This window comes from Vreelandella sp. V005 (assembly GCF_052645115.1).
In genome coordinates, this window is sequence record NZ_JBQXYA010000004.1 from 202,988 (window position 1) to 226,973 (window position 23,986).

22 protein-coding genes are annotated in these 23,986 nt (G+C 54.2%); 18 read left to right on the plus strand and 4 right to left on the minus strand.

All coding sequences use genetic code 11. The features are described from left to right. Positions 1-5: 5 nt before the first annotated feature. The 9 genes from ACUN8H_RS12110 (at position 6) to ACUN8H_RS12150 (ending at position 10,799) form a co-directional block, all read left to right on the plus strand. Positions 6-1,925, plus strand: a complete 1,920-nt coding sequence (locus ACUN8H_RS12110; protein WP_445532347.1) for an alkaline phosphatase D family protein — start codon at positions 6-8, stop codon at positions 1,923-1,925. Between the two features lie 181 nt (positions 1,926-2,106). Continuing rightward, the gene (locus ACUN8H_RS12115) at positions 2,107-3,855 is read left to right on the plus strand and encodes a bifunctional diguanylate cyclase/phosphodiesterase (protein ID WP_445532348.1); all 1,749 of its coding nucleotides are present in this window, start codon (positions 2,107-2,109) and stop codon (positions 3,853-3,855) included. A 119-nt stretch (positions 3,856-3,974) separates the two neighbouring features. Continuing rightward, positions 3,975-4,940, plus strand: coding sequence for a phosphate/phosphite/phosphonate ABC transporter substrate-binding protein (gene phnD, locus ACUN8H_RS12120; RefSeq protein WP_445532349.1), 966 nt, complete (start codon positions 3,975-3,977; stop codon positions 4,938-4,940). Positions 4,941-5,018: 78 nt separating this feature from the next. After that, positions 5,019-5,858: a phosphonate ABC transporter ATP-binding protein gene (gene phnC, locus ACUN8H_RS12125; protein ID WP_445532350.1), complete on the plus strand. Its 840-nt coding sequence runs from the start codon at positions 5,019-5,021 to the stop codon at positions 5,856-5,858. Then, a complete protein-coding gene (phnE, locus tag ACUN8H_RS12130) occupies positions 5,855-6,700 on the plus strand; it encodes a phosphonate ABC transporter, permease protein PhnE (RefSeq protein WP_445532351.1) in 846 nt (281 codons plus the stop codon). The genes phnC and phnE (ACUN8H_RS12130) overlap by 4 nt, the downstream gene beginning before the upstream one ends. Positions 6,701-6,744: 44 nt before the next feature. After that, positions 6,745-7,560 (plus strand): phosphonate ABC transporter, permease protein PhnE, encoded by an 816-nt coding sequence (gene phnE / locus ACUN8H_RS12135; protein WP_445532352.1) that lies wholly within the window; start codon positions 6,745-6,747, stop codon positions 7,558-7,560. A gap of 32 nt (positions 7,561-7,592) precedes the next feature. Next, positions 7,593-8,222, plus strand: coding sequence for a histidine phosphatase family protein (locus ACUN8H_RS12140; protein ID WP_445532353.1), 630 nt, complete (start codon positions 7,593-7,595; stop codon positions 8,220-8,222). A 65-nt stretch (positions 8,223-8,287) separates the two neighbouring features. Then, positions 8,288-8,800, plus strand: a complete 513-nt coding sequence (locus tag ACUN8H_RS12145; RefSeq protein WP_445532354.1) for a C40 family peptidase — start codon at positions 8,288-8,290, stop codon at positions 8,798-8,800. 280 nt (positions 8,801-9,080) lie between these two features. After that, positions 9,081-10,799, plus strand: coding sequence for a putative bifunctional diguanylate cyclase/phosphodiesterase (locus ACUN8H_RS12150; protein WP_445532417.1), 1,719 nt, complete (start codon positions 9,081-9,083; stop codon positions 10,797-10,799). Here ACUN8H_RS12150 and ACUN8H_RS12155 read toward each other — a convergent pair. Further along, the gene (locus ACUN8H_RS12155; RefSeq protein ID WP_445532355.1) at positions 10,796-11,476 is read right to left on the minus strand and encodes a putative metalloprotease CJM1_0395 family protein; all 681 of its coding nucleotides are present in this window, start codon (positions 11,474-11,476) and stop codon (positions 10,796-10,798) included. The genes ACUN8H_RS12150 and ACUN8H_RS12155 overlap by 4 nt on opposite strands. 156 nt (positions 11,477-11,632) lie before the next feature. Between ACUN8H_RS12155 and ACUN8H_RS12160 the strand changes: the two genes are divergently transcribed. The 5 genes from ACUN8H_RS12160 to ACUN8H_RS12180 all read left to right on the plus strand — a co-directional run bounded on the left by ACUN8H_RS12160 (position 11,633) and on the right by ACUN8H_RS12180 (position 15,897). Beyond that, the gene (locus tag ACUN8H_RS12160) at positions 11,633-11,860 is read left to right on the plus strand and encodes a DUF2835 family protein (RefSeq protein WP_445532418.1); all 228 of its coding nucleotides are present in this window, start codon (positions 11,633-11,635) and stop codon (positions 11,858-11,860) included. Between the two features lie 28 nt (positions 11,861-11,888). Next, positions 11,889-12,275 (plus strand): hypothetical protein, encoded by a 387-nt coding sequence (locus tag ACUN8H_RS12165; protein WP_445532356.1) that lies wholly within the window; start codon positions 11,889-11,891, stop codon positions 12,273-12,275. Between the two features lie 127 nt (positions 12,276-12,402). Beyond that, positions 12,403-12,978, plus strand: coding sequence for an antibiotic biosynthesis monooxygenase (locus tag ACUN8H_RS12170; RefSeq protein ID WP_445532357.1), 576 nt, complete (start codon positions 12,403-12,405; stop codon positions 12,976-12,978). Between the two features lie 162 nt (positions 12,979-13,140). Then, the gene (locus ACUN8H_RS12175) at positions 13,141-13,812 is read left to right on the plus strand and encodes a glutathione S-transferase (protein ID WP_445532358.1); all 672 of its coding nucleotides are present in this window, start codon (positions 13,141-13,143) and stop codon (positions 13,810-13,812) included. A gap of 267 nt (positions 13,813-14,079) precedes the next feature. Then, positions 14,080-15,897, plus strand: coding sequence for a putative bifunctional diguanylate cyclase/phosphodiesterase (locus ACUN8H_RS12180; RefSeq protein WP_445532419.1), 1,818 nt, complete (start codon positions 14,080-14,082; stop codon positions 15,895-15,897). A gap of 67 nt (positions 15,898-15,964) precedes the next feature. On the opposite strand, the gene nhaD is transcribed toward ACUN8H_RS12180, so the two are convergent. Continuing rightward, positions 15,965-17,443, minus strand: a complete 1,479-nt coding sequence (gene nhaD, locus ACUN8H_RS12185) for a sodium:proton antiporter NhaD (protein WP_445532359.1) — start codon at positions 17,441-17,443, stop codon at positions 15,965-15,967. A 449-nt stretch (positions 17,444-17,892) separates the two neighbouring features. Between nhaD and ACUN8H_RS12190 the strand changes: the two genes are divergently transcribed. After that, positions 17,893-18,870: a TAXI family TRAP transporter solute-binding subunit gene (locus ACUN8H_RS12190; protein WP_445532360.1), complete on the plus strand. Its 978-nt coding sequence runs from the start codon at positions 17,893-17,895 to the stop codon at positions 18,868-18,870. A 121-nt stretch (positions 18,871-18,991) separates the two neighbouring features. After that, a complete protein-coding gene (locus ACUN8H_RS12195; RefSeq protein WP_445532361.1) occupies positions 18,992-20,791 on the plus strand; it encodes a TRAP transporter permease in 1,800 nt (599 codons plus the stop codon). Here the strand turns inward: ACUN8H_RS12195 and ACUN8H_RS12200 are convergent. Further along, positions 20,788-21,357: a hypothetical protein gene (locus tag ACUN8H_RS12200; protein WP_445532362.1), complete on the minus strand. Its 570-nt coding sequence runs from the start codon at positions 21,355-21,357 to the stop codon at positions 20,788-20,790. The genes ACUN8H_RS12195 and ACUN8H_RS12200 overlap by 4 nt on opposite strands. An 83-nt stretch (positions 21,358-21,440) precedes the next feature. Then, entirely contained in the window at positions 21,441-22,397 is a 957-nt protein-coding gene (locus ACUN8H_RS12205; RefSeq protein ID WP_445532363.1) for a calcium/sodium antiporter, read from the minus strand. A gap of 361 nt (positions 22,398-22,758) precedes the next feature. On the opposite strand from ACUN8H_RS12205, the gene ACUN8H_RS12210 reads away from it, so the two are divergent. After that, positions 22,759-22,965, plus strand: coding sequence for a cold-shock protein (locus ACUN8H_RS12210; RefSeq protein ID WP_007111857.1), 207 nt, complete (start codon positions 22,759-22,761; stop codon positions 22,963-22,965). Positions 22,966-23,234: 269 nt separating this feature from the next. Then, the gene (locus ACUN8H_RS12215) at positions 23,235-23,930 is read left to right on the plus strand and encodes a metal-binding protein ZinT (protein WP_445532364.1); all 696 of its coding nucleotides are present in this window, start codon (positions 23,235-23,237) and stop codon (positions 23,928-23,930) included. The last annotated feature ends 56 nt before the right edge of the window (positions 23,931-23,986 follow it).

Here is a 23,986-nt window from a genome sequence, read left to right on the forward strand (position 1 = left end):
ATTGGATGAATGGCACTGATACGCTGCCCGATATTTTAGTTGGCCCCTTGTTAAGACGTCTCAGCACGACCCGGCTGGTGTTCTGGATGGTCGCTACCCGGCCGCTAAACATGACCCTGGTGCTACGGCCTGAGCAGCCTGATGCCGAGTCGATAGGGTTGGCGCATCATCACCAGTGCCTTCCCATCGGCCAACGTGCTTTTATTTATCTCATTGATGTCGCGCTTGAGTCACCGCTGCCTTGCGATGAGCGCATCGAGTACGACCTGCAAGTGGAAACGCTAAGCGGCGATTGGCGTTCGTTGCCCGAGTGGGCGCCGTGGCTATGTTATGACGGTGCCGACTACCCCGCTTTTGTGATCGCATCACGGCATCATCGCCTGATGCACGGTTCCTGCCGTAAGCCTCATCACGACAGTGCCGATGGCCTGGTGCGTGCCGATAGCTGGCTAGCCGAGCAGCAATCAGCGCCCACCGAGTGGCCTGCTTGGCTGCTGATGACCGGCGACCAGGTGTACGCCGATGACGTGGCAGGGCCGATGCTACGCGCCGTGCATGCGCTCATCGAACGGCTAGGGTTAGTGGACGAGCGGCTGGAAGGTGCCACGGTCGACGATAGCCAAGCGCTCTATCAATCGCCCGATAGCTACTATCGGCGTGCAGAGCTGCTGCCGGATGTCACCAGCAATGCCGCGCTGCGCGAGCGCTTTTTCGGTGGTGTGAAAAAACCGGTTTTTACCTCGGCCAACGCGCAGAACCATTTGATGACGCTGGCCGAAATGCTCGCCATGTACTGTTTGGTGTGGTCACCGGTGCCCTGGCAAGTGATCACGCCCGACGCCCCCGCTTTAGATGAAAAAGATGCCGAACTCTATCGCCAAGAGCAGGCAGTGATCGACGCCTTTGTGGCGGGTTTGCCCCAATGTGCGAGGTTGATGGCGCACTTGCCCAGCCTGATGATTTTCGATGACCACGATGTCACCGATGACTGGAACCTGACGGCTGACTGGGAACGCACTGCCTATGGGCATCCGTTCTCTAAACGGATCATCGGCAATGCCTTGGTCGCTTATTTGCTCTGCCAAGGATGGGGTAACGATCCCGATAAGCTAAATCCATTGACTCATCACGCTTCAACGCTGCTGAGTGATGGGAGCCAGCCACTGGTATGTGCTGAGCAGAATGGGTTCATTGAACGACTACTGCGTTTTCAGGGCTGGGAATTTCAGGTCCCCGGCACCCCCGCACTGATTGTGCTGGATACCCGCACCCGACGCTGGCGCAGTGAACGCAGCCCTGGTCGGCCCTCGGGTTTAATGGATTGGGAAGCGCTCATGGAGATGCAGCAGGCGCTGCTGGGCGCCAAAAGCGCCGTGATTATTTCTCCCGCACCCATGTTTGGCGTTAAGTTGATTGAGAGTATTCAAAAGCTCTTTACCCTAGTGGGTAAACCGTTGGTGGTCGATGCCGAAAACTGGATGGCCCACCGTGGCGCAGCCAATACGCTGCTGCAGATTTGGCAGCACTCTAAAACGCCCGGCAACTACGTGATTTTGTCGGGGGATGTGCATTACTCGTTTGTTTACGACATTGTGGTACGCCATCAGCGGCGCTCACCGCACCTGTGGCAGATCACCTCAAGCGGGGTCAAAAACACCTTTCCGAAAGACCTACTGAATACCTTTGACCGCTTGAATCGCTGGCTATATGCACCGTGGTCGCCGCTCAACTGGTTTACCAAGCGGCGCAAACTCAGCGTGCACCCCCGCGACCCTGACCGCGCCAGCGCCGGTGAACGGCTTTGGAATGCCAGCGGCATTGGCTTAGTGACACTGGACGAAAAGGGCCACCCTATCGATATTCGCCAGCTCGACGTCGATGGCAGTGAGGTGGTCTTTCCACCGTCCGAAAAACCTCTTACCTAAATGGCTGCTGTGGTTAACACGGCTTGGTGTACGCTGCGCTAACGCGCCGACTGTCATGATAGCGTCACGAAAATGACGCACGATTGCGACCTCCCCATCACCGCCAGGGACGGTTGCACATCAGTACCCGGCTACCTTTGTGAGGTGAAACGCCTGGGCTGATGAATAGGACAGTAGGCAAATGACCGCACAAGAAGCGCAGTGGCTTAACCAGATCATTGTGGCTGAAGAGCTGCATGTATTATTCCAGCCCATTGTGGATGCCAATCAGCAATCGATTTATGGCTACGAAGCGTTGATTCGTGGTCCCAAAACCTCACCGTTGCACTCTCCGCTACGGTTGTTTGACGTGGCCACCCAAGCAGGCCTGCTGGTGGACTTGGATTTACTCTGCCGACGTTTGGCAATTCAGCGTTTTGCCGAGCTTGAATTGCCCGGCCTGCTATTTCTCAATGTCATGCCGTTGACCATCGTCGAGCGCGACTTTCGCGAAGGGTTAACGCTGGGCTTCATTCGTGAGAGCGGTCTGCCCCCTGAAAGGGTGGTGATTGAGCTCACCGAGCATGTGCCGATTCATGACTATGACTTAATGCGCCAAGCGGTAGCACACTATCGCGACATGGGCTTTCAGGTAGCGCTGGACGACCTGGGGGCAGGGCATTCAAGCCTGCGCCACTGGTCGGAACTGCGCCCTGATTTCGTCAAGCTCGATCGGCACTTCATTTCTGGTATTGATCAGGAGCCTGCCAAGCGTGAATTTCTCCGCTCGATTCTCGATGTGGCGCGTAGCCTGGATTGTCAGCTGATTGCCGAAGGGGTGGAGACCGCGGCGGAACATCTTTGCCTATGGGAACTCGACCGTGGGCTCGCCCTGTTACAAGGATTCTACTTCGCTCGTCCCAGCCAGCATCCGCCTTTGCAGCTCGATATGATGCTGCCCTCGACGATTCAGTTAAAAAGCCCGGCGGGCCGCACAGCGCGCTCTATTTTGCGCGCGATTGAACCTATCACCACTGACTGCGCGGTACCGCTCATCTCCGAGCGGTTTCGCCGCCAGCCCAACTTGCGCTGTGTGGCGGTGTTGGAGAACGGTAAACCCTTGGCGGTGGTGCGTCGCAATGCCTTTTTAACCCTGTTTACGAATCCTTATAGCCATGCGCTGTATGCCAAGCGGCGCGTGCTGGATGTGGCGGATGCACGCATGCTGGTCGCAGAGGCAGATACCCCGCTGGAGATATTGAGTCAGCAGCTGACCGATAGCCACGATATCGAGCAGGAAGATTTTGTCATCACCAATGACGCAGGTGATTACGTGGGCATGGGCAATATCGTTGACCTTTTGCGTGAAATCACCGCGATACAGGTACGCCAAGCGCGTCATGCCAATCCGTTGACCGGCTTGCCGGGTAATATTCTGATTAATGAAACCTTGATGACGTATCTTGCCGCAGAGCAAGGCTTTGCCGCTGCTTATGTCGACTTGGATAATTTTAAAGCCTTTAACGACGCTTACGGCTATGCCCGGGGCGACCAGGTGATCATTGCGCTAGCGCGGTTGCTGCAGGCGCAAGTGGAGAGTGCGGGTGGCTTTATCGGTCATATAGGCGGCGATGATTTTATGGTGCTGTTGTCGCTGAATCATTGGGAGAGCGTTTGTGGCCAAATCCTACGCTCTTTCGAAGTGATGGCGCCCGGTTTCTATGAAGATGCCGATCGGCTGAGAGGGGGGATTCAGATTGAAAACCGCCAAAATAGTATTACCTTTTTCCCCTTTGTTAGCGTGTCGATTGCGGTAAAGCCTATCACCGAGACGGCGACTTGCAGAGCGCTGGATATCGCCGCTGAACTGTCTGAGTTGAAGCACCAAGCCAAAAAAATCCCCGGTAACAGTCTGTTTGTTGAGCGACGTGGTCACTGCGTTAGCTTATAAAACATTCTTGTCATGTGACGTTCGCCAAAACGTCACCAAGCGGTCATATAACTGCCCCGCCGTTGTCATCTGAAGTGGTCAGGATTGTCGCTATCTTTTAACAACACGTTAGGTGCCCCATGCAGACGTTATCTTTCTCCCGCACGCTGACCAGCGCCGCCGTTGCCAGTGCCTTCGCCTTGGCGGCCGTGAACGCTTCAGCGGATCTTTCATCGCGTTATGTCGATAACGACGGCGATATGATCGCCGATGTACCTAGCGATGAGTCGCAGTGGGTCGATCCTGATACGCTCGTGTTTGCTTACACGCCGGTGGAAGACCCCGCGGTTTACGCAGACGTATGGTCTGATTTCCTGGCGCACCTGAGCGAAGCAACGGGCAAGGAAGTTCAGTTCTTCCCCGTGCAGTCCAACGCCGCCCAGCAGGAAGCGCTGCGCGCTGGCCGTTTGCACGTTGCCGGCTTTAATACCGGCGGTGTACCGGTGGCGGTGAACTGCGGTGGTTTCCGCCCGTTTGCCATGATGGCGGCCGAGGATGGCAGCTTTGGCTACGAAATGGAGATCATCACCTATCCGGGCAGCGGCATTGAGTCTGTTGAAGACCTAGAGGGCCGCCAGCTTGCGTTCACTTCCGAGACCTCTAACTCTGGTTTCCGCGCGCCTTCTGCCCTGCTGCGCTCCGAGTACGGCATGGAAGCGGGCGAAGATTTTGAAACCGCTTTCTCAGGCTCCCACGACAATTCCATCCTGGGTGTGGTGAACGAAGATTACGACGCGGCCGCCATCGCTAACTCCGTGGGCAAGCGGATGATTTCCCGTGGTGTCGTGAATGAGGGTGATTACGAGATTATCTTCACCTCAGAAACCTTCCCGACCACGGCATACGGGTTGGCAAACAACCTGAACCCTGAGCTTGCCGAGAAAATACAAGACGCTTTCTTCAGCTATGACTGGGCAGGTACCCCGCTGGAAGCGGAGTTTGCCAACTCTGGTGAAGCGCAGTTCGTTCCGATTACCTATCAGGAAAACTGGTCGGTCATTCGCACCATTGCCGATGCTAACGGTGTGACTTACGACTGTGACTGATCGTTAAGGTAAACGGTACTGCACGGCCAGGAAGGCATCCCTTTCTGGCCGTTTCGCTATACAGACGAGGCGGGAAAAATGTTGACACTAAGCGGCGTTGGCAAGCGTTACCCCACCGGGGATCGGGCGCTGACGGACATTGAACTCACGCTGCCCAAAGGCCAGGTAATGGCGCTGATTGGGCCATCCGGCGCGGGTAAAAGCACCCTCATTCGCTGCGTGAATCGGTTAGTGGAGCCCACCCAGGGCAGTATTCGCCTGGAAGGCACGGAGCTGACCAAGCTGTCAGGGCAGAAGCTGCGTCAGGCGCGCCGCTCAATGGGGATGATTTTCCAGGAGTATGCCCTGGTAGACCGGCTCACGGTGATGGAAAACGTGCTATCCGGCCAGCTCGGCTATGTGGGTTTTTGGCGCAGTTTTTTACGTCGCTACCCACAGGAAGCGGTCGTCGAAGCCTTTCGGCTACTCGAGCGGGTAGGGCTGCCTCACGCCATCGATAAGCGCGCCGATGCGCTTTCCGGCGGCCAGCGCCAGCGCGTGGGCATCGCCCGGGCGCTTTTACAAAGCCCCAAGCTACTGCTGGTTGACGAGCCGACCGCCAGCCTCGACCCGAAAACCTCGCGCCAGATCATGCGCTTGATTCGCGAGCTGTGCGCTGAGCGCGACTTGGCGGCAATCATCAATATTCATGATGTGGCCTTGGCGCAGCAATTTGCCGACCGGATTGTCGGCCTGCGCGCTGGGCAAATCGTCTTTGATGGACTGCCGAGTGAACTCACTAGCGAAATGCTCACGACCATTTATGGCGAAGAGGATTGGGATACCACCCCCGAGCCGCTGGATGACGAGGCCGATGACGCGGAAATGACTTCATACCTGCGCGAACTGCCGACGGTGGCAGCCGGGAGTGCTCGATGAGCGAACGGGCAGAGACACAGCTATCACAGGGGCAAGCACGTCAGCAGGCGGCCCAGCGGGGCCAGTGGCGGCGCCTGCCATTGATTGAGAACCCGCGGTTGCGTTGGGGATTGGTCATTGGGGCGGTGATTTACTTAGTGCTGGCGCTCGCCTCGGTCGAGGTGAACTGGGCGCGGGTAGCCGAAGGCGCGGGGCGGGCGGTTAACTTCTTGGGCGCCTTTATGCAGCCTGATTTTGTTAGCCGCTACGACGACATCGTAGCGGGGCTGCTGGAAAGTTTGACCATGACGCTGACTTCCACTGTGGTCGGCGTGCTGCTGGCGATTCCGGTGGGCCTGGGCGCCGCGCGGAACATTTCACCGCTACCGATCTATTTTATATGTCGCGCGATTATTGCCGTTTCTCGGACGTTTCAAGAAATCATTATCGCGATTCTGTTTGTGGTCATGTTTGGCTTTGGGCCGCTAGCGGGGATGATCACCCTGGCCTTTGCGACGATTGGCTTTATGGCCAAGCTGTTAGCGGAAGATATCGAAGACCTGGACTGGCGACAGGTGGAAGCCGTGCGGGCAACAGGAGCAAGTTGGTGGCAAACCATGAACCATGCGGTTCAGCCCCAGGTCATGCCGCGCTTGATTGGGCTTTCGGTTTACCGGCTGGATATCAATTTCCGTGAATCGTCGGTGATTGGTATTGTGGGCGCGGGCGGTATCGGCGCCACGTTGAACACCTCGCTGAGCCGCTATGAGTACGATACCTCTGCCGCTATTTTGCTGATTATTATCGTTATTGTGTTGTTGTGCGAGTACAGCTCGAGCCATGTCCGCCGCTGGACCCAGTAAACGCTTATTAGCCACCCCTGGCCTGTTATTTTTGGAGAACTGCGATGCCAGCATCTATTAACTCACAGGGTCTGCCGGTTTGGCGGCGGCGCACCACCCGCGCCCAATGGCTGCAGTATTTGGCTTGGCTGGCGGGTGTCAGTCTCTTTCTGCTCTGCTGGAAGATGATTTCCGACAATACCATGTGGGTGTTTGTCGAAGACGCTGGCCGCCAAGGGGCGGATCTGATCAGCCGTATGACGCCGCCGGAATGGGGCTACGCCAATGTGCTCTGGAAGCCCATGTGGGACACCATTAACATCGCCACCCTGGGCACCGCCATTGGCATTATGATGGCGTTTCCCGTGGCGTTTATGGCCGCACGTAACACTACGCCACATCCGCTGGTGCGCAGTGCAGCGCTGATGGTGATTGTCTCATCCCGCTCGATCAACTCGCTGATCTGGGCGATGCTGCTAGTCACCATTCTCGGCCCTGGCGTGTTGGCGGGCATTATCGCGATCGCGCTTCGCTCGATCGGCTTTGTCGGCAAGCTGCTTTATGAAGCGATTGAAGAGATCCACCCTACGCCCGTCGAGGCGATAAGCGCGACCGGAGCAAGCCGCCTGCAGGTGATGAACTATGGTGTGCTGCCGCAAGTCATGCCTGCCTTTGCCGGTATTAGCGTCTATCGCTGGGATATTAATATCCGCGAATCGACGGTGTTAGGGTTGGTGGGTGCAGGCGGGATCGGTTTGCAGCTAAACGCCTCGATCAACAGCCTCGCCTGGGACCAGGTCAGCGTCATTTTCATCATGATTTTTGCCACCGTGCTGGTGTCCGAGTGGGTTTCCGCGCGCGTTCGTCACGCGATTATTTAACCGTCAGTGGCACTTTCAAGCGAGGGCTGAGTATGCGTTTTCCTGATGCGGAGATCACCACCATTGATTTGTTGCGCCATGGCGAGCCGGTGGGGGGACGTATGCTGCGTGGCTCTACCGATCACCCGCTGAGCGAAGCCGGCTGGCAGCAAGTAACCGATGCCGTTATGCGCCACACGGTGGAAGGGTATCTGCCTTATGATGCGATTGTCACTTCGCCTCTCATGCGCTGCCGTGAGTTCGCCTTGTGGCTGGGCGAAGAATTCGACCTGCCCGTGCAAGTGGAAGACGATTTCGCCGAATTGCACCTAGGGCAGTGGGAGGGTAAGACGCACGCCCAGGTGTTCGCTGAAGAGGGCACTGAGCGTATGCAGGCGTTCTGGTTTGATCCCGCCAGGTTTTCTCCCCCTGATGGCGAAACGATGCAGGCCTTCGATGCACGACTTGCTGAGGCGTGGCAGCAACTGCTTGCCAACCCTCCCGGCAAACATGTGCTCGTCGTGGCGCATCTTTTTGTCTGCAATGGCCTGCTGCGCCAAGTAATAGCGCAACCGCTTTCGCGGGTGTTGGCGATGGACCTGCCTTACGCCGCGCTGAGTCGGGTGCGTCATGAGCGACATTCACTGGGAGAGACAACGTTTGTCGAGTGGATCGGCCGTTAATCATTGGCGGCTAGGCAGGCTTTGCGCGATGATGAGGGCAAGTAGGTTTACCGGAGCGGCTGTCCATGTGTTTGGCTCGTCTGTTGTCTTTATCTTGTGGTTCTATATCAACGAGTAGATGGGTGTTTGCCTGCTTATTAATGCTGGTACTGACGGGTTGCGCAAGCCGTGATTTGACCCCTATCGAAGCACCCCCCAATCGCGCGGGGCTATCTATGGAACGCGCCCTGATTCTTTCCCGCGCCCAGCAAGCCATTGGCACGCCTTACCGCTTTGGCGGCAATACGCCTGAAGGGTTGGACTGTTCAGGACTGGTAGAGATGACCTATCGAGCGGCGGGGATTCGTGTGCCGCGCACCGCCGACGAGCAGTTTCGTGCGCTGCCCTCCATCGCATCGCCGCGTCCAGGCGATCTCCTCTTTTTTGGTGATCGCCGTAAAGCCACCCACGTTGGTATTTACCGTGGCGATGGCCAAATGATCCATGCGCCCGGCAATGGTCGCGCCGTGGTCAGCGTACCGCTAGAAATCGATTACTGGCAGGCGCGCTTTTTGGGTGCCGCCAGTCCTGCACCTTAAGTTATTGCGATGGGTGCCGATAACATAATACGGCCTCGAATAAATCTTGGCGGTAACGCAATGTTAATAGGTGTGTTGAGTCATAGCGCAGTCGATTGGATAACGGCGCCATACGTGCCCGATCCTACCAGTAGGGGTCGATAACGAAAGGTCAGTCTTTAAGGGCCTAAAACAACAAGGAGAGCAAAGACGTATGTATGAATCCTTGAATTTATCGAAGGAACAGTCTTTGTCTCAGCCATCCACCCAGCCAATATCCGTACTGCCCCGCTCAAAGTTGATGCCGTCGTCGGCCGTTAGCTATTCAGCTTCGCTTGCTGAAACGGTTTTTTACTACGCCAACGAGGCGATCATTATTACCGATGCGGAAAACCGGGTAGTGGAAGTCAACCCTGCCTTTTGTGAGTTAACGGGGATGACGCTGGACGATGTGCAAGGCAAAACGCCTGAAGCGTTTAGTATATTGCCGCTGGATGACAGCCGCACAACGCGCTTGATGCGCGAAGAGTTACAGTTACGTGACCGCAGTAAAAGCCAAGTGAGTTATCGTAGCCACGACGGCCAATTTTACCCGGGGATGATGTCGATTAACCGTGTTCGCGACGAGCACGCAGTGATCAATCACCATGTCATTGTGCTGGCTGATCTTTCGGCCATCCCCGCGCATGCGCGCCATCTGAACCGAGAGGTCTATTTTGATGCCTTAACGGGATTGCCCAACCTGCAACTGCTGACCCAGTTGATTCAGGAGTCGATGCAGCATGCAGAGGCCAAGCAGCTACCTTTGGCGGTATGCTCATTGGATATCGATTTCTTCAAAAACATTAATGATCGCTTAGGCGCGCAGGTGGGTGATGCGCTGCTCTCCTCGTTTTCACAGCGCATTAGCCATCTGCTGTTCGGTGATGATGTGTTGGCGCGGGTAGGCGGTGACGAGTTCGTGCTGCTGCTTCACCATGGCGTCGACGATGATTTTTTTGAGAAGTTGTTAGCCTCCATTCGCCAACCACTGATGGTCGATGGGCAGAGTATTCATCTGACAGCCAGCTTAGGGGTCACGCTGTACCCGAATGACCACGTTCAAGGCGATGTGCTGTTACGCCATGCCAATCAGGCGATGTATCGTGCTAAGCAGCGTGGCCGCGATACGTTTCACTTATTTGATCCTAACCACGACCGCTTGCTGCAAGTACGTCACGAGCAGCGCCAGCGCTTTGTCGATGCTCTGAATAACGACGAGCTGTGTCTTTATTATCAGCCACAGGTGGATATGCGTAGCGGCAAGGTAGTGGGGGTCGAGGCATTGATTCGTTGGCAGCACCCGGATGAGGGATTGCTTGCCCCTGGTCAGTTCCTTCCCATCATCGATGCCACGCCGTTAGAAGTAGATCTTGGCGAGTGGGTCATTGAACGGGCGCTCTGCCAAGTGGCGGAATGGCATACTCAAGGTATCGCTTTGCCCATCAATGTGAATATAAGCCCGACGCATCTACTGGTCAGTAATTTTAGCCAACGCCTCGCTGAGCTGCTGGCACGTCACCCTGAGGTGTCGCCTTCGATGCTGAAGCTTGAAGTGCTGGAGAGTGCCGCCATGCATGACATCCAGGCCGCGCTGCAAAACATGTCGCGTTGCCAAGTACTCGGCGTGAGTTTTGCCATTGATGATTTTGGCACTGGTTTTTCGTCGTTAACCCATTTGCGGCAGTTGCCGGTCAGCTTGATTAAAATTGACCAGAGTTTTGTGCGCGATATGCTCAGCGACCAAGACGATATGGCGATCGTAGAGAGCGTTATTTACATGGCAAATCGCTTTAAGCGGCCCATGCTGGCAGAAGGGGTGGAAACACTGGCGCATGCTAAAGCGCTCATAGAGCTGGGGTGTGAGCTAGCGCAGGGCTACGGTATTGCGCGGCCCATGCCCGCCAAGGCGTTGCCGGCTTGGCTGGCAGCATGGCCAACGCGTGCGGATTGGAACTCCCTTGCCAAATCTGGCGGTTAAGCAGCCTGCTGCTCAGCGTTGGCCCCGGGCGTTGCTGAAGAAATAACGGGGGGCGAATTCGTCGCGGGGCTATCGCTGCCTGGCGTCGCCTCGTCGTCATTTGCTTCAGTGGCACCGGCGCTGCGAGCTTGCGCCATTTCACTGCGTTGCATGGCGGCGTCTAGCTTGGCTTCGAGTAAATATTGACGCGCTTGAGCGGCCACCTGATGATCTTTCGGTGAGGGGTCGGCAGGGGCCATGGCGGCAGCGATCACGGTCTGCATTTTTTCGATTGTCGCTTGGGGGTCGTTAGGCACCGGGCCATAATCAATCGGCACCTCGCCAGCGACTGCGTAGCGCTTACCATCAGGGCCAACTTCATAATCGTAGCTGGCGCCGCCTGTATAAGCACCGCCTGCTACTTGGTGAGCCATCTCGTGCTGGCGTACCTCGCGGTCGGTCTGCTTAAGCTGTTCCAATAGCTGAATCTCTTCCGGCGCCATTGGGGTGCCATCAGCACGCTTGGGGCCCGCTGTTTCACTGCTGTTTGCTTCACTGGTGCTGGAAGCGTCGGTAGAAGCCGTATCTTTGTTAACAGCGCTGTCTTTCGATGCTTGCTCGACACGCGGTGAGTGCGAGGCCACTGATGGGTTAACCCACGCCGTGAGCGAAGAGGTGCTGATGGAAGAAATGACCATAGATAATTACCGACAAAGTGCGAGTTGGGATACCATGAAGTATTAGCGAGCGATGCACACAGTGCAAGTGAGCGCTATGGGTTTTATCGATGCATCATTAACGTTTTGACTGTCACGCTTCGTTATCCTGATCCTTTCCTACTCTTCCCACTATCTATGCCCACTATCGACGTTGCTATTAATCTGAATTACGACGAGTGCTTGGCCCATTACGAAGGGCGCATTGCGAATGTGCGCACGCGCAGCGTCGATGGGCGTTGGGTCATATTTCCTGCTGAGGCGATTCGCCGCGTGGTAGGGCGTGACGGTGTGCACGGTATCTATCGGTTAAGTTTTTCTGAACATGGCCGATTTATCAGCATTGTTGCATTAACCAGACGTTGAGTTGCCTATGCTCCATGATGAAACAACGATGACGGTAAATGAGCTGATTTATTCCGTTATTCCCAATTTAAACAGTGCTGAAAAATTAGTCTTTTCGACCTTAGAAAGCTTGATCAATGCTGCCAATAATCCATTGGACATTCTGAAACGCACTGATCAACGTCAAGCTTTTAGCTTGGAAGTTCACCGTATAAGAATCAACCTGGAACATTTGCTTAGCCGCTACCGAGACGAAGTAGACGCCGTGTTGCGCAGCGAGGGCGAGCATAAAGGACCCATAGTAGAACCAGATCATCAGGAAGCTGATGCCATCCGCGGCGCGGTAGAAATCTATCGCCATGTCTGTGCGTTTCAGCGCGGTGAGCGCCCCCATCCTGTGCCGGGGTTGGGCGCTACGCCCCGCAAACTGACATAACCTAAACAGCACTGCATGGCATCAACATTGCTTGTATAATGTGGCAACTGGACTTTCAGGCTCACCCGCTTGAAAGCAAACAGCCGGCTTACCCAGCCATGGCTGTCGTCACATTAGGAGATATACCATGTCTGCCTCACCTGTCACCTTGATGGTGGCTCGTCGCGTCGAGCACGGCCGCTATTCTGATTTTAACCGTTGGCTAAACGAAGGCCGCGAGCTAGCCGCTGATTTTACGGGCTACCTTGGTTCGGGTGTCTTAGCGCCCCCTGCTAATGACGATGAGTATCAGATTATATTCCGTTTTAGCAGCAGCGAGACGTTAGCCGCCTGGGAGCACTCTGCCTCACGCCATGCATGGTTGGCACGCGGTAAAGGCTTGTATGAAGCGCCTCAAGAGCATCGTGCCATGGGGTTGGACACCTGGTTTCAAAACGGTGGCAATAGTGCGCCACCGCGTTGGAAGCAGGCGGTGGCCGTTTGGTTGGCCTTTTTTCCTATCTCGCTGCTTTTTCAATGGGTATTTGGTGGTGTATTGGCCGATTGGGCGCTAGTGCCGCGGGTAATGGTCAGCACCCTGATGCTGACACCAGTGATGGTGTTTGTGTTTATTCCCCTCTCGATGCGCTTATTAGCATCCTGGCTGCAAGGCAAGTGGTCACCGCTCGATCTGTTAGCAAGAAGGCGTCATGCGCCTCGGTAAGCGTTAATTTTCGTTAGTTCGACGCTTTCATGGGTTCAACGCTGCGTTGGTGCTAATCTTAGTCTATTGATCCTATGATGATGGTCTTTATGGTACTAAGCTAAATGTGCCAGCAGGAAAGGATTACTGTCGCTGGCGCATAACTCAGCTCATGGAGTATTTATGATTCACGTTCACCATCTGGAAAAATCTCGTTCGCATCGAATTCTATGGTTATTAGAAGCGTTAGAACTGGACTATGAGCTGGTTGTTTATCAACGCGATGGCAAAACACAGCAAGCGCCCGACTCGCTGAAAAAAATCCACCCGCTTGGTAAATCACCAGTGATTACCGATGGCGATATTACCGTGGCTGAGTCAGGCGCGATTATTGATTATCTGTTGCATCGTTATGGCGAGGGGCGTTGCCAGCCTGCACCCGATGAAGTGCATGACTGGGTTGATTACCGCTACTGGCTGCATTATGCCGAAGGCTCACTGATGCCGTTGCTGGTGATGCAGCTGGTGTTTAGTCAAATCCCAAAGCAGTCGCCCTGGCTAATCAAACCGCTGGCGAAAGGCATTAGCGATACGGTGAGGAAACGTTTTTTAGCGCCGCAGCTAAAACAGCACCTTACCTTTATTAATCAGCACTTATCAGCAAAAGGTAACTTTGCTGGGCCATGGCCTAGCGGTGCGGATATTCAGATGAGCTTCCCCCTTCAGGCCGTTGCGGCTGTTCAATCGCTAGAACACTATTCTGCCATTGCTGCGTTTGTAGCGCGTATTGAACAAGACCCCGCGTGGCAGCGAGTGGTGGAGCGGGCAGGTCCGCTTACCCTGCCTGGCCAGTGAAAAGCTGCTATGCGTTATTCGGTTACTGTCAATAATAGCCGCCAATGGTTTAAAAAGGCCACTGCTCCTGGCTGGAGTGGTCGCTTGAAGGCGGGGGCGGGATTTCTTTTATCGACGTGTTTGTGTGCGCCTATTGGTTTCGCAAGCGCTAGCCAGGACATAGCCGTTTTCAATCTCGCTGCACGCTCGATGTTCAGTGAAGTTCCTCTTCAGGTGAATTTGTTAGGCTACGCGGATACGATTGCCAACACTGCCTTATTAGCTTCTATGGCGACTGTGCCTATCGATATGCTACGCCGCGCTGATGATTACTTAGGGCGTTGGGGCATTGTCTTATTAGTGATTTTTTTACTACTAGCGTTGTTAGCCAACCTGTTATTAAAACGCCGTGTGCAGCATAACCGAGCGTTGCTGCAAACCAATAAAGAGATGTTGGCGACTATTTTAGATAGCGTTGATGCCTTTATTTATATCAAGTCGCCGACACTAGAGTACCAATATGTTAATCGCCGTATCAGCGATCTATTTGGCCTGTCAGCCGATAAAATTATCGGTAAGCGCGATGCTGAGTTTTTTGATGCGGGCAGCGCCGCTGAAATGGAGCAGGTTGATCGCAATGTTTTGACATCGGGTAAAAAAGTAACGGTTGAAGAGAGTAATGTTTTACAGGGAGAAAACCGTGTAAGAACGTTCTTGTCGATTAAAATGCCGCTCTCAATGTCTCCTGGTGCACCTGCCTCGCTGTGTGGAATTTCGACTGAACTGACTGACTATCTTGAAATGCAGTCGCGTACCCACTACTTGGCCTTCTATGATTCGCTGACAGGGCTGCCAAACCGTCGACTCCTGATGGAATCCTTAACGGCCGCCATTGACCATGAAGAGTGGGCTGCTTCGTATAGCGCCGTGCTGGTAATCGATTTGGATAACTTTCGGCTGGTCAACGATATTCAGGGCCATGAGAGTGGCGATCAGCTATTGATCAATGTTGCCGACCAGCTTCGCCAGCGGCTTCAGGAGGAGTCCACGTTGGCGCGCTTTAGCAGCGATGAATTTGCAGTGCTGATGAATAATTTGGGCGAGCAGCAGACCGAGGCCGCCCTAAAAGCAGAACGTGTTTCCCGCCAACTGTTGGAAACGATCGCCCAAGTAAGCAGCGGCCACTCGTTACCCATTAGTGCCAGTATTGGTGTTTCCCTGTTCACCGGGCGCGAACATAGTATGGATAATGTGCTGCAACAGGCCGACATGGCCTTACAGCAGGCCAAGAGTGGCGGGGGCAACACGCTGTGCTTTTTTAACACCGATATGCAGACCAGCGTTTTGGAGCGAGCCAGCCTCGAAGCTGACCTGCACAAGGCGCTTGAGCGCAACGAGCTGGCGCTTCATTACCAAGTGCAGGTTGACCACCAGGGCGTGACACTTGGAGTTGAAGCCTTATTGCGGTGGTATCACCCCGAGCGTGGCTGGGTTTCACCGGCGACCTTCATTCCGCTGGCTGAGGAGAATCGATTGATTGTACCGATCGGTTATTGGGTGCTTCGGTCGGCCTGTGAGCAATTGGCCAAGTGGTCGCACCAAGCTGCTTATGCCCCTTTAAGCATTTCCGTTAACGTGAGTTCGGTACAATTTCAGCAGACAGACTTCGTAAGTGATGTCGAGGCGCTGTTAGCAGAGACGCAAGCGCCGCCAGGTCGGTTGGTGTTGGAGGTAACCGAAAGCCTGTTGATGCGCGAGCCCATCCGGGTACGCAATACCATGTTAAAACTGCGTGCCAAGGGAATTCGCTTTGCGCTGGACGACTTTGGTACCGGCTACTCATCGCTCAGTTATCTAAAACGCTTGCCGCTAGATGAATTAAAAATTGACCAATCGTTTGTTCGCGAACTACTCACTGACAAAACAGACGCAGCGATCGTGGATACCACTATTTTGCTCGCCGTCAGTTTAGGTTTAACCGTCGTTGCGGAAGGGGTAGAGAAAAAAGAGCAGTTGGATTGGCTAAGGGGTCACGGCTGTTACCGCTATCAGGGCTATCTGTTTGGACGCCCCACGCCGATTGAGTATCTTTTCGAGAGCTATTAAGTGGTGGTATCCCCCTTCCCAGGACCTGGGAAGGGGGTATGCAGCTGTCAGGTTGCCACACGCTGAACTAACTGAAAAGCGCAAAGCTCTCAGCGTTAAGCCACATGTGAACCAGAATGCTGGCGATGTAGCCGAGCAGAATAACCGGCGACCAGCGCAAGTGACCCATAAAGGTATATGACCCCCTTGCCTGCCCCATGACGGCTACCCCCGCTGCTGAGCCAATTGATAGCAAGCTGCCACCGACACCGGCGGTTAAGGTAATCAGCAGCCATTGGCCATGCGACATATCGGGCTCCATCGTTAGCACCGCAAACATCACAGGAATGTTGTCGATCACCGCCGATACAATGCCTAGCGTAATATTAGCCGCCGTCGCGTTCCAGCCGGTGTAAAGTGCCTCGGACAACAAACCGAGATAGCCCATGAAGCCAAGCCCGCCAACGCACATCACCACCCCGTAGAAGAACAACAAGGTGTCCCACTCGGCACGCGCCACGCGGTTAAAGACATCGAACGGCACCACGCTGCCTAGCTGCTCAAGCTTACGGTTATCCCCTTGGCGGCTATAGCGTTCGCGCTTGCGCTCCAACGAACGGGGCAAGCTGCGGCGCAGGTAATAACCGAAGAACTGTAAATAGCCCAGGCCGGTCATCATGCCCAGCACGGGCGGCAGGTGAAGCACCACATGGCACAGCACCGCGGTGATAATGGTCAATAAAAACAGCACTACAATGCGGCGGGCACCGCGCTTCATCCAAACGTCCTCATAAACGCTGGCGGGTTTTTCATCTTTGATAAACACACTCATGATCGCCGCCGGAATAAGGAAGTTGACCAAGGCGGGGAAAAACAGGATGAAGAACTCCTGAAAGGCGACCATGCCCGCTTGCCATACCATTAGCGTGGTTATGTCGCCAAAGGGGCTAAACGCGCCACCCGCATTGGCTGCCACCACGATATTGATACAGGCAACGTTAATAAACCGCTGATCGCCTTCCGCCACTTTTGTCACGACGGCGCACATCAACAGCGCCGTCGTGAGGTTATCGGCAATCGGTGACAGGACAAATGCCAATCCCCCGGTGAGCCAAAAGAGCGTTCGATAGTTGAAACCTTTGCGTAGCATCCAGGAGCGCAGTGCATCGAAGACGCGGCGTTCTTCCATGGCGTTGATGTAGGTCATGGCCACCAGCAAGAACAGCATCAGCTCGGTGAACTCCAAAAGCGTGACGCGGAAAGCATACTCGGACGCTTCCGACATACCGTTTTGAACATACACCCAGCCGATGAGGCTCCAGATGATACCGGCGGCCACTAATACCGGTTTAGACTTACGCATATGGATTTTTTCTTCCGCCATGACTAAGGCATATGCCAGGACGAAAATAGCCACTGCAAAGAAGCCAACGGCAGAGGTGGTTAAATCTAGTTCACCTGTCACCGCCAACGCATTGGGGCTGACACTAAATAGTAAGGCCGCTAACAAAAAAAGCCAGCGACGATATAATCGTGGCTGGCAAGAGGGCTGGCACAAGATAGGCATGTGACGATTATCCTCATCGTTAAGTTATTAGGAGTAGTGTAAAAACCGAATTATTTTACCAGCCTCTATTGCGCCGCAATACTTTATAAAAACGAACGAAAGTAGTTCTTCTTAAGGCAATAGCATGTTTTTTTAGGAAATTAATCTTTTAGGTAATAGTAACTTTAATGATATTCGTTTTGTCTTAGCGCCAATTATTAGGTTGCTATTATACTATTGCCGAATAGTATTATTTAGCCGTGGCTGGTTCTTGTAACGGCATTGGCTAATGCACGATTAAACTGCCTTGCCAGCCCTTCATAAAAGACATGCTTAACCAACCCCCGGTGGCGAGGGTGAGTGCCCGTCGAGGCGCAGTCATGGTATGTTGAGGCCTGCCACCTCAGGCTTTGTAGGATAAGAACGAGGCCCGTCAATAAACGGCCCCTGGACACGTTAAGGAACTCACGATGCGCAACCCCTTTCGCTCCCTCCGTCGCACGCTTGGCGTGTCGGCTGCTTCGCTTGCACTAGCCGCTAGCGCTTTCTCTGCCCACGCGGAAACGCGGGTCACCTATAAATCAGCGTCGGCCGGCACCGCCTACTACCAGATGGGCGTCGAACTCTCAGAAGCCATCCGACAGGGCACGGATGACGCGATTATCGTCACCCTTGAAGAGAGTCAAGGCTCCGTTCAAAACGTAATGGAAGTCATGGCGCGCCAAGGTAACTATGTCTTTACCTCGCCGCCTGCATTAGTGGAACAGGCGATGGCAGGAGAGGGCGCTTTTGCAGAACGCCAGAATCCTCGCTTTCAAGAGATCCGTGGCTTATTCCCAATTCCCTCTATTACCATGCATTTTGTGCTGGCGGGCGATGAAGGCGTGACCGATATGGCTGCGCTGAAAGACAAGCATTTATTGATTGGCCGAGGCACCTTTGGCGCCCGTGAGGCGGCTCGCTACTTAGCCCTGTTCGGCCTGGAAGAGAGCGTCAAAATTGCCGACGCCGCTATTGGCAGTGGTCCCGACGCGCTTAAAAATGGTCAGATTGATGGCTTTGTGACCGCCAGCTCTTTCCCGTCACCCAACGTGATCGAGACCGCCGCCAGCATGCCGGTATCCCTGGTTAGCCTGACCGATGAGCAAATCGAACAAACCGGCGCAGCGCGCCAAACGATCCCTGGCGGCACCTACCCCGGTGTTGATAAAGATGTCGAAACCACGTCGCTGCCGGTGATTGCCTACACCACCACGTTTATGGATAACGACACCGCTTACACGCTGACCAAAACGTTTTGGGAGCGTCGTGACGCGATGGCGGAAGAGGCTGCGTGGTGGGGAAGCATTACCCCTGCGATGCTGGAAAACATGACCGGCACCCTTCACCCAGGGGCGCTGCGCTACTACGAAGAAGCGAGCATCGAGGTGCCAGATACTCTGCGCTAGCCGTTTGCAGTAGAACTTTGCAACAGACCTTTGCAAAAGATCTTTGCGTACCTCCCCCTGCCACAGTGCTTTCACTGTGGCAGGGGTGTATTGATCCAGTAGCGATAATAGGCGATTAGGCATGCGTGTTTTTTCCCTGCCGCAAGCGACGGCTTCTTTGCATGATGGCGCCGTGGCGCCAGGCTGGATAGCGCTGGGTGCGACCAGCGTCACATTTCATCTTGGCTTGATTTTTTACGGCTTAACCCCTGCCTTGGTGAGTCGCCCGTTGCATATGGCGCTACTGTTGCCGTGGGTGCTGGTTTTTATGGCCAAGACCCCAGCGCAGCGCATAAGTGGCTGGCTGCTGACGGTTCTGGGCGTGTCTGCCTGCGGCTATATTGCGTTGAACGAGGCAGCACTGGCCAATCAGTACGGCTTTATTGATACCCATCTTCAGATGACAATTGGGCTGTTTCTCATCGCTTTGGCGCTCGAGGCGGCGCGTCGGGCAATTGGCTGGCCACTCCCATTGGTGGCCCTGCTGGCTTTGCTGTACGGCGCTTTTGGCCAGTATATACCGGGCGCCTTTGGCCATCCTGGGTTGCCGTTACCCAGCATGGTGGGCTCGTTGACGATTGCCGAAGGCGGGCTATGGGGCTCGCTGACCGGCGTCAGTGTCAGCGTCGTGGCCATTTTCGTGATTTTTGGCGCCGTACTGAATGCCGGCGAGGCGGGCCAGGGGTTTATGAACCTGGCTAGCGCCGTCGCCGGGCGGCTCACCGGTGGGGCCGCCAAAGTGGCCGTGATTTCCTCTGCGCTAATGGGCTCTATTTCGGGATCGGCTTCGGCTAACGTGGCGTCTACCGGGGCCATTACTATTCCTTCCATGGTGCGCCTGCGGTACCCACGCTCGCTCGCTGGCGCCGTCGAGGCGGTTGCCTCCTCGGGAGGACAGATCATGCCGCCGTTAATGGGCGCGGGCGCGTTCGTGATGGTAGAGCTGACAGGCACGCCCTACACCCAGATTATGGCCGCAGCGATGCTACCCGCGGTACTCTATTTTTTGACCGTTTGGGTGGGCATTAATGCCTATGCCACCCGGCATGATTTGCAGCCGGTTGCTGAAGACGAACGCCCCAGTGCGAAAGAAGTGGTCATTACTTCTTTATTTTTCGCGATTCCCTTCGTGCTGTTGTTAGAGCGCATTTTCAACGGCGGTTATACCCCCCAATATGCGGCTAGCATTGCGATTTTTGCAGGCATGGCGCTGCTATTCTTCAACGTGGCGCTGCGATTTTCATTACCGGGGTTTACCAAGCGATTATCAGAAGCAGCGATAACGGCTGGGCGCCAGATTGCCGTGATCGGCGCCATCATTCTCTGTGCTTCGTTGGTAGTAGGCGTGTTATCGCTGACCGGGTTAGGCGTTAAAATTACCTCGGCTATTTTGTCGCTCTCCAATGACATGCTATGGCCAGCGCTGCTGCTCACGGCACTCGCCTGCCTGATTTTAGGTATGGAGGTGCCGACGACCGCTGCCTATGTAATCTGTGTTTCCGTCGCCGGGCCGGCATTGACATCGCTTGGTTTGGAGCCCCTCTTAGCGCATCTGTTCGTTTTTTGGTACGCACTGCTGTCGACCATTACGCCGCCAGTGTGTGGTGGCGTGTTTATCGCCGCGGGCATGGTAGGCGAGAACTGGCTCAAAGTCGCCTTCAAGGCCATGGCGTTAGGGATCGGGCTATACATCATTCCCTTGGCGATGGTCGCCAACCCAGAAATAATCCAGCTGGCGTTTAATCCGTTTGACGCTCTGTTTGATGGGGTAAAAGTGGCGATTGGCTTAGGGGCGATTTCGTTCGGCGTGATTGCCCGCAAAGTGTTCTGGCTACGCGTCGCTCTTGTTGCCGCAGGTGTTGTGCTGATCTTCGTTGTTTAGTCCTGTGAGTCAGAGGCAGCGTCCAGCCTCAGCGGTGAAGACACCGGTAGGGGCGTTGTGGCGAACAACACCCAGGTATCCAGCGCAGGCCCCAGCGACATTACTAAACGCAACTGGTCGGGGGCTTGTGCCAGCACTTCTTCGGCGCAAATGCCCGCCTCAAAACGACCTGCCAGCAACCCTTCTGCCACCGCCATCGTGGTGGGCGCCTCGATAATTTCGGTATAACTGGTTAAATCAATGTAATAGCGTGTGGCTGGTTGCAGTGCCACGTGGGCAGGCTTAGCAATGGCGCGTTGCGCAATCAACGCCAGCGGCTTGCTACCGGCGATAAACGTATCCACAGGGTAAGCACGATGCATATAGCGGCCCACACAGGCACTGTGCGCCGAGTGAGCCGTGCATTGCAGAACATGGCTAACCTTTCCCGCCACCAGTGCCTGGAAGGCTTCTTCAAACTGGCTGAAGAGCGTCACGCTACCTGTGCCGGAACAGCGCCTATTGAGGTAGCGCCAAGCAATTAGCTCATGGTTATTCCCGCAAGGTCCTAAGGTCGCAATGTGCACGGTGATCCCTATCTCTCAAGCGTGAAACTAATGAGCTAAAAGCGCTGGGCCTTTGGTTCATAGTTATTAAATAGTTGCGGCGCTCAAAAAATCGTAAAGCTTAGCGCGATATAGGCCGCGTATCCGGCAAGTAATACGGCCCCTTCCCAACGCGATAGGCGCATCCCGGTATACAGAAACAGCACCAGTATACCGGCGGCACCTAGCATTACCCACTGGTCAAACAAGGCCACGCGGGGTGCGAGGGGCAGAGGCTGTAAAAACGCTGAAATACCCAGGATGCCCAGGACGTTAAAGATGTTGCTACCAATAATATTGCCAACGGCAACATCGGCATGACGGCGCAACGCAGCAATCACCGACACGGCCATTTCAGGTAAAGACGTCCCTACCGCAACGATGGTCAAGCCGATCACAGCTTCCGAAATACCCATGGCCTGAGCCAAACCGATGGCCCCAAACAGCAGTAGCTGTGAGCCACCTACCAGCATGCCTAAACCAATCACCAGCGCTAAGACAATCATCCCGGCCGTGGTAGGAAGTTTGGTCATCTCTTCGGCTTCTGAGGCATGCATATCCGCCGCAGGAATATGCTGTCGGCTTTCGCTGACATATGCCCAAATAAGATAGCCCACGAGGCTGGCTGTAAAGATAGCGGCATCGACGCGGCCTAATGCGCCACCCAAGGAGAGGCCAATAAACAGCAGGCTGGCGAGCACCATCACTAAGCCATCACGACGCAGGGCTAGCGGCTGAACCGCCATTGGGCAAATAACGGCGCACATGCCCAAAATCAATAAGATATTGCCGATATTGCTGCCCACGATATTGCCAATAGCGATGTCTGGTTGTTGGTTCATGGCAGCACCAATAGAAACAACCAGCTCGGGAGACGATGTGCCGAAGCCAACGACCACTAGCCCGGTCAATAGGGGCGAGACGCCCACTCTTTTTGCGCCAGCGATAGCGCCACGGATAAGGGACTCCCCACCCAGGGTGAGCAGTACAATTCCCGCCAGCAAACTAAGTCCATATAGCATGTCAAAGCCTCTTACAAAGTACTGATCAGGCTGTAAATGATGCGGGGTTTACCTGATCAGTAGAGTGCGCCGGGTGGTCGAATTATTAGGGCCCAGCTCTCTGCCAAGATTACTGCTATTTTTAGTAATTTGCGCGATTTTAACGAGGTGATAAGCGGCATTTTAGTGAATTTAAAAACATAAAGGCTTTGACCTGCCAATGCTTACGTGGCAAGGTGTGCGCAGTTAGTAAGTTAGCAAGCAAGCATGGTTCCAGCGACATTCGAATTCTTTCGGTAGTCTGTAATTGTATTCCTTGTTCTACTCACTATTTATCTGGGTAATACCAGGAATTTTACGATTAGCGAAAAGGATTTATATCATGGCAACTGGCACAGTTAAGTGGTTTAACGATTCTAAAGGTTTTGGCTTCATCGCACCGTCTGACGGCAGCGACGACGTTTTTGCTCATTTTTCTGAAATTCAGTCTGATGGCTTCAAAACTCTGCCCGAAGGCGCTAACGTTTCTTTTGACGTTACCCAAGGTCAGAAAGGCCTTCAAGCATCAAACATCAAGTTGCTTTCTTAATCCTAGCGATTATTTAAGTCCTCGAATCGTTTAGATTCGATGATCGGGCCCCGCGTGAGCGGGGCCCGATGCGTTTGAAGGTTCGCAAGAACCGCCGAAGCCATCATTGCTGTATCGGCTGTCAGTCATAGTTACCCTCCCTCCGTTACCTCTTTCTCCAAAGCATCTAATGGCCTTTATAAAACAGCTTGATTAAATGATATGTTATATTGTATCTTTTTTGGCTGCTGTTATTTCATAAGGGAGAACGCAAGATGGGCGTCAGCAAGATGCTAGATAGTAAAGTGATGGTATCGCCACTCAAGGGTGTGAGTGTCTTTGCATTGAGTACGCTGTTATTGGCGGGTGCTCACTACGCCAGCGCTGATGAGCATGCTCATGACCACAGTCACGACCACGACCACGACCATGCTCATCATGACCATGATAGCGATATCTATTCGGGTTATTTTGAGGATGAGCAGATCAAGGATCGCTCGCTTTCAGACTGGGAAGGTGATTGGCAATCCGTTTATCCGTACCTACAAGATGGCACACTAGATGAAGTGTTTGCGGACAAGGCAGAGAGTGGCGATAAAACCGGCGAAGAGTACAAAGCGTATTACGAGATAGGGTATGAAACGGACGTAGATCGTATCGTTATCGACGGCAGCAACGTCACCTTCTTTGCGAACGGCGAAGAGATGTCGGGTGACTATCAATATGATGGCTACGAGATTTTAAATTACGAGACGGGCAACCGGGGTGTTCGCTTTATTTATGCGCTCGAAGGCGAGGGGGCTGAAGAGCTTCCCCAGTATATTCAGTTCAGCGACCACAGCATTTATCCCACTGACGCAGACCATTACCACCTTTATTGGGGCGATGATCGTGAAGCGCTGTTAGAGGAAGTGACTAACTGGCCGACCTATTACGCCTCAGAACTAAGTGGCGAAAAGATTGTTGAAGAGATGCTGGCCCATTAATCTTTATTAAGCATACTTTAATGATTGAAAAAGCGCTGGCTATCATGCCAGCGCTT

What these genes read in the sequence shown, in the direction of transcription:
- ACUN8H_RS12145 (WP_445532354.1), top strand. Translation starts at nt 8,288, where the DNA reads ATGTGTTTGGCTCGTCTGTTGTCTTTATCTTGTGGTTCTATATCAACG.
- phnE (WP_445532352.1), top strand. Translation starts at nt 6,745, where the DNA reads ATGCCAGCATCTATTAACTCACAGGGTCTGCCGGTTTGGCGGCGGCGC.
- ACUN8H_RS12160 (WP_445532418.1), top strand. Translation starts at nt 11,633, where the DNA reads ATGCCCACTATCGACGTTGCTATTAATCTGAATTACGACGAGTGCTTG.
- phnD (WP_445532349.1), top strand. Translation starts at nt 3,975, where the DNA reads ATGCAGACGTTATCTTTCTCCCGCACGCTGACCAGCGCCGCCGTTGCC.
- ACUN8H_RS12110 (WP_445532347.1), top strand. Translation starts at nt 6, where the DNA reads ATGAATGGCACTGATACGCTGCCCGATATTTTAGTTGGCCCCTTGTTA.
- phnC (WP_445532350.1), top strand. Translation starts at nt 5,019, where the DNA reads ATGTTGACACTAAGCGGCGTTGGCAAGCGTTACCCCACCGGGGATCGG.
- ACUN8H_RS12205 (WP_445532363.1), bottom strand. Translation starts at nt 22,397, where the DNA reads ATGCTATATGGACTTAGTTTGCTGGCGGGAATTGTACTGCTCACCCTG.
- ACUN8H_RS12175 (WP_445532358.1), top strand. Translation starts at nt 13,141, where the DNA reads ATGATTCACGTTCACCATCTGGAAAAATCTCGTTCGCATCGAATTCTA.
- ACUN8H_RS12195 (WP_445532361.1), top strand. Translation starts at nt 18,992, where the DNA reads ATGCGTGTTTTTTCCCTGCCGCAAGCGACGGCTTCTTTGCATGATGGC.
- ACUN8H_RS12165 (WP_445532356.1), top strand. Translation starts at nt 11,889, where the DNA reads ATGACGGTAAATGAGCTGATTTATTCCGTTATTCCCAATTTAAACAGT.
- ACUN8H_RS12210 (WP_007111857.1), top strand. Translation starts at nt 22,759, where the DNA reads ATGGCAACTGGCACAGTTAAGTGGTTTAACGATTCTAAAGGTTTTGGC.
- ACUN8H_RS12180 (WP_445532419.1), top strand. Translation starts at nt 14,080, where the DNA reads ATGGCGACTGTGCCTATCGATATGCTACGCCGCGCTGATGATTACTTA.
- nhaD (WP_445532359.1), bottom strand. Translation starts at nt 17,443, where the DNA reads ATGCCTATCTTGTGCCAGCCCTCTTGCCAGCCACGATTATATCGTCGC.
- phnE (WP_445532351.1), top strand. Translation starts at nt 5,855, where the DNA reads ATGAGCGAACGGGCAGAGACACAGCTATCACAGGGGCAAGCACGTCAG.
- ACUN8H_RS12155 (WP_445532355.1), bottom strand. Translation starts at nt 11,476, where the DNA reads ATGGTCATTTCTTCCATCAGCACCTCTTCGCTCACGGCGTGGGTTAAC.
- ACUN8H_RS12215 (WP_445532364.1), top strand. Translation starts at nt 23,235, where the DNA reads ATGCTAGATAGTAAAGTGATGGTATCGCCACTCAAGGGTGTGAGTGTC.
- ACUN8H_RS12190 (WP_445532360.1), top strand. Translation starts at nt 17,893, where the DNA reads ATGCGCAACCCCTTTCGCTCCCTCCGTCGCACGCTTGGCGTGTCGGCT.
- ACUN8H_RS12150 (WP_445532417.1), top strand. Translation starts at nt 9,081, where the DNA reads ATGCCGTCGTCGGCCGTTAGCTATTCAGCTTCGCTTGCTGAAACGGTT.
- ACUN8H_RS12170 (WP_445532357.1), top strand. Translation starts at nt 12,403, where the DNA reads ATGTCTGCCTCACCTGTCACCTTGATGGTGGCTCGTCGCGTCGAGCAC.
- ACUN8H_RS12140 (WP_445532353.1), top strand. Translation starts at nt 7,593, where the DNA reads ATGCGTTTTCCTGATGCGGAGATCACCACCATTGATTTGTTGCGCCAT.
- ACUN8H_RS12115 (WP_445532348.1), top strand. Translation starts at nt 2,107, where the DNA reads ATGACCGCACAAGAAGCGCAGTGGCTTAACCAGATCATTGTGGCTGAA.